This window comes from Protofrankia sp. CiP1_Cm_nod2 (assembly GCF_920664355.1).
Classification (GTDB): domain Bacteria; phylum Actinomycetota; class Actinomycetes; order Frankiales; family Frankiaceae; genus Protofrankia.
Map to the genome: position 1 here is coordinate 1 of NZ_CAKKTL010000329.1, position 4,575 is coordinate 4,575.

Below are 4,575 nucleotides of genomic sequence, written 5' to 3' on the forward strand. Positions count from 1 at the left end.
CCCGTGCCCAGGCCCGGCTCCGGGGCGGGCGCCGGCGGGGCGGGAGCGGCAGCCGGGCGCGGCGCCGGCACCCGCGCCGACCGGGTGCGTGCGCTGGCCGTCGAACTCGCTGACCTGGGTCGTGAGGCGGGATCCGGGCTTCCCCGGGGGGTCGCCCCACCACGCCTGGCCGACCATGCTCTTGCCGACCAGATCGCCGTACTGGCAGCGGACCTGATCGAGGCGCTGGCCGCGGGCGCCGCCGACGCCGCACCCGCACCCGCACCCGGTTCGTCCCATCGGGATGTTCTTGTGGAACGAGCCCGGCTGGCCGTCCACGCGGCTCGCGTCGATCTGGAGACGTCGCGGCGCCGGCGTGCCGGAGGCTTCCGCAGGTAACCGGTACCGGCGGCCGGCTCCTCCCGGGCGGCCGCCGTCCCGCGGATTTTCGCACTTCATGACACCGCGTCGGAAAGTGGATTCCCGCGATGACACGTGCTGGTCGGTGCCGACGATGCCCACCCCGACGCGCCGCCATTCTGGCGTCCCTTCGCGCCGGCGCCCCGGCGGTTTTCCGCGCTTTTGCTCCCTTTGTTCCGGAAGTTCCCTTGTATGACGGGTTCCTGGTGGGACGCCGGCGGCGCCGCGATACGGGCCTCGCCGGGTGGGTGGTGGGTGCCGCGCCCTGGGTGCGGGCCGCTGCTGGCTACGCTGCCGGGGCGACGGCCGCTCTGCTGGCCAGCCTGCTGGCCAGCAGGCTGGCCGGTCCGCTGGCCGGCCGAGGCCCCGCCGCGCTCCGAAACGTGTTCAGCGTCACCCGAATAGGTGACCTGTGGGTGGAGTTCACGGATTACGAGCGCCAGCGGCTAACGCTCGCTACCTTCCGTCTATGGGTACGGTTCAGGCCAATGGCATCGAAATCGCATACGAGCTGCATGGCGACTCCGGTGGCTTGCCGCTCGTCCTGATCGGTGAGCTGGGCCAACAGCTCGTCGGCTGGCATCCTGATCTTATTCGGGCGATGGTGCGCCGCGGTTTTCAGGTTCTTGTGTACGACAACCGTGATGTCGGTCTTTCCACCCATTTCGACCAGTTGGGGCAGCCGGATCTCGTGGCCGCGATGTCCGGGAACGCCGATGCCGCCCCCTACACCCTCGACGACATGGCGGCCGACGCGGCCGGCCTGCTGGACGCCCTCGGCTGGCGGTCCGCGCACATCTTCGGGAGCTCCATGGGCGGCATGATCGCCCAGATCGTGGCGCTGTCCTTCCCGGCGCGGGTACGCAGCCTCACCTCGGTCTCGGCCGGTATCGGCAGCCGCGGTGCCGGGCGTGCCGCCCGGGACGCCGCCGCTGTCGTGCTCAGCCCGATGGTGGCGAGCCGGGAAGCGTACGTGGACGGGGCCGAGCGTGCTCACAACATCATCGGATCGGCCGAGTTCTCCCCCGACCGCGAGTGGATACGGCGGCGGGCCGGGCTGGCCTGGGAGCGTCGGTACGACCCGCACGGGACCGCGCGGCACCTGACCGCGGTCCTGGCCGCGGGGGACCTGACGCCCGGCCTCGTCCGGCTGGAGATCCCCACGCTGATCGTGCACGGGACGAACGACCCGCTGATCCCGGTGGCCAGCGGGCGCCTGACCGCCGCCGCCATCCCGTCCGCGGAGCTGCTGGAGGTCGACGGCATGGGGCACGACATCCCGCGCCAGGTCTGGGACCGCCTGCTGGACAAGCTCGACGACGTGGCCCACCGGGGCGAAGTGGCTGCCGCGGCACGCCGGGCGAGCGTTTCCGTCTCATGTTCCGGTTACTCTTAGTCATTAGTTGTAGTCGTCGGGCATCGTCGTCGTGCTCCTCACGCGTGGACGATGCCGCTGGTTCGGCGGCCGGCGGCTCCCCGGCGAGGCCGGTGCCGGTACGCTCATCCGCCGGCGCGGCCGGGTGCCGGCCGGGCCGGCCAGGCCGGCCGTTCCGGCGGGGCCGGCCCGCTGGAACGGATCCGACGGCCTCGCGGCCGAGGCTCCGGCGGACCCGCCGGGCCGCCCGGCCCTGTCGGGCTGTCGATCCTCACCTGGGATGCTGCCGGGCTGCCGGGCTGCCGGTCGTCGGATCCGCCAGCCCGTCGCGGCTGTCGGGGCCGGCCGCCGGGCCTCCTGGCCGGCCCAGTGGTCCCGGCTCCGGAGAGCCGGCCAGAGGATTCGGGAGGGACCTCGAGCGCGCGGGAAACACGTGTGGCTGTCGGTGATGGGACTGCCCACGGTGGAGGGACCTCGAGCGTGCCGGAAACATGCTCCGCCACCTGCCCGTTCCGGCCGGCTGGCCGGCCGTCACCCGTGGACCGGACGTCCCACTCATGGGCGTTCTTACTACCGAGTGTCCACAACTATCATTTTTGTTACATCTGTCCGTAGGTGTGGCGCCAGGGGGTGACTGTCCGAGATGTGACAAGAGCTGGAACGATGCTCTCCCAGTCGTCCAAAGGCCGCGCGCGATCATGTTTTTCGCGCGGACGGAGGCCTGCTGGTGACGGAACCAGAGGTTGCGTGATCATGATTTTCGCGCGCCGGGCCCGAGGGGCCGTGAGTACCGGTACCGACCCGCCGTACGACGGGTCTTCCGGCCTTGTTTGCATACTTCTTCCGTGACGGCAACCGATTACGATGAGGGATAAAGGCCATTCGCACAGTTTCGGTGCCGGGCGAGTGTCCGGCGTTCGTCGAACGATCGTCCGCCCTCGCCGGTGACGCAGATGGCGGGCGGCTACGGCGGTCCGCCCCGCTGCTCGTCGGGCTGGCGGTGGTGATCGCGCTCGGGGCGCTGGCGCTGGTGGTCCGGCATGCGGGTCTGCGCGAAGGCGAACGACAGCGGCTGTCCGACCGCACCCGGCTCGTCGAACGGGTCGCGGAGAACGCCTCCCGGACGTCCGACCCACGGCGGATGGGCGCGCTGGTCGCCAGCTTCTCCTTCGCGCCCGACCAGCCGGCCCACAACCGCCGGATGCTGGCGCAGCTGGCGATGAGGCCGGTCGGTGACACCAGCCTGCTGGCCGCCCTCGTCAGCGTCGACGGCACCCCGCTGGCCGCCGTCCCGGACGGGCCGCGGGTGACGGCCACCGATCTCGGCGCCGCCTGGACGGCGGCGCTGGCCGGGCAGCCGGCCATGTCGCCGGTGTTCCTCCTCGACGGCATGCCGGTGCGGGCCACGGTCGTGCCGGTGGGCGCGCCGCGCCCGTGGGCGGTGCTGGTGCGCGTCGTCGACGAGGGGGCGGCCCGGGAGAGCAGCGAGAAGTTCGCCGCTCTCGACAGCGTGTCGGGCAGCCTGTGCGACGTCGACGCGAGCGGTGTCGCGGCTGCCTGCTGGAAGCGGGATCTGCGGGGCCGGCGGCTGGTCGAACCGCGCGAGCTGGACGGCCTGGTCCCGGGCACGGTCCGGACGTGGCTGTCGGGCGGCGCCGGGGAGCAGGTGGTCAACGTCGCCGAGAAGCAGGCCACGACCGGATACGTCACGCTCTTCCAGCAGCCCACCGCGCGGCTGTTCGCGGACCTGCGGACCGCGGGGCGCCACGGGGACCTGACGCTGCTGGCCGTCCTGGCGGTCTGCGTCGGCGGGCTGGTCGTGTTCGGGCTGCGCCGCGAACGGGCCGCCCGGCGGGCCCGGGCGCGGCTGCACACCATGCTCGGAGGGGTCCGGGACATCATCGTGGTCGTCGGGGACGACCACGGGATGACCTTTGTCAGCCCCGCCGTGCGTGACCTGCTCGGCTACGACGCGGCGTCCTGGCTCGGCCGGGTGCTGACCGACTTCGCCGACCCCGCCGACGTGGCCCGGATCCGGCGGCTGCTGGCCGACCCGGCCGGGGGCACCGTCTTCGACGTGCGGCTGACCACCGCCGCCGGCCAGCCGCGCTGGTTCGACCTGGAGGCCAGCGACCTCACCAGCCATCCCGAGCTCGCCGGTGTGCTGGTGACCTGCCACGAGGTCGGGGAGCGCAAGGACCTGCAGGACAGGCTGAGCTACCAGGCGTCCCACGACCTGCTCACCGGTCTGCCCAACCGGGCGGTCTTCATGAGCGAGCTGGAGAAGGCGGGCCGTGCCTTCCGCGCCGGCGGCGCGCCGTTCGTGGTGCTGTTCGTCGATCTCGACCATTTCAAGCCCGTCAACGACGGTTACGGCCACGACGCCGGGGACGTCGTCCTGCGGGCCGTCGCGGAGCGGCTCGTCCAGACCCTGCGGGACGGTGACCTGGCGGTCCGGCTCGGCGGTGACGAGTTCGGGGTCCTGCTGCGCGGCGCGAACGAGGTGTCCGCCGCCGCGGCCGCCGGTCGGATCATCGAGCTGGTGCGTATCCCGGTCATGGTGGGTGCCTCGGCGGTCCAGGTAGACGCCAGCATCGGTATCGCGCCCTCGACGCTCGCCGTCGCGCGGCCCGAACATTTCCTGTGCGCCGCGGACAACGCCATGTACGAGGCCAAACGGGCGGGGAAAGGCCGTTTCGCCATGGCGTCCGCGGAACCGCCCAACGTGCCGCCGGGCCCGCGGCCCGCCGCGCCCGGCACCGGCACCGGGACCGGGACGGGCACCGGGACCGGGACCGATG

At 72.5% G+C, this 4,575-nt stretch carries 3 protein-coding genes; all 3 read left to right on the forward strand.

The genetic code is table 11. The features are described from left to right. Positions 1-378 (forward strand): hypothetical protein (locus NBW84_RS22720; protein WP_445548824.1); only part of this gene is annotated, 378 nt, incomplete at its 5' end. A 490-nt stretch (positions 379-868) separates the two neighbouring features. Then, positions 869-1,795, forward strand: coding sequence for an alpha/beta fold hydrolase (locus NBW84_RS22725; RefSeq protein WP_250287269.1), 927 nt, complete (start codon positions 869-871; stop codon positions 1,793-1,795). Between the two features lie 874 nt (positions 1,796-2,669). Next, on the forward strand, positions 2,670-4,575 hold a 1,906-nt coding region (locus NBW84_RS22730; RefSeq protein WP_250287271.1), incomplete at its 3' end, for a diguanylate cyclase domain-containing protein.

Coding starts and splice junctions, on each gene's coding strand:
- NBW84_RS22725 (WP_250287269.1), top strand. CDS start 869: ATGGGTACGGTTCAGGCCAATGGCATCGAAATCGCATACGAGCTGCAT.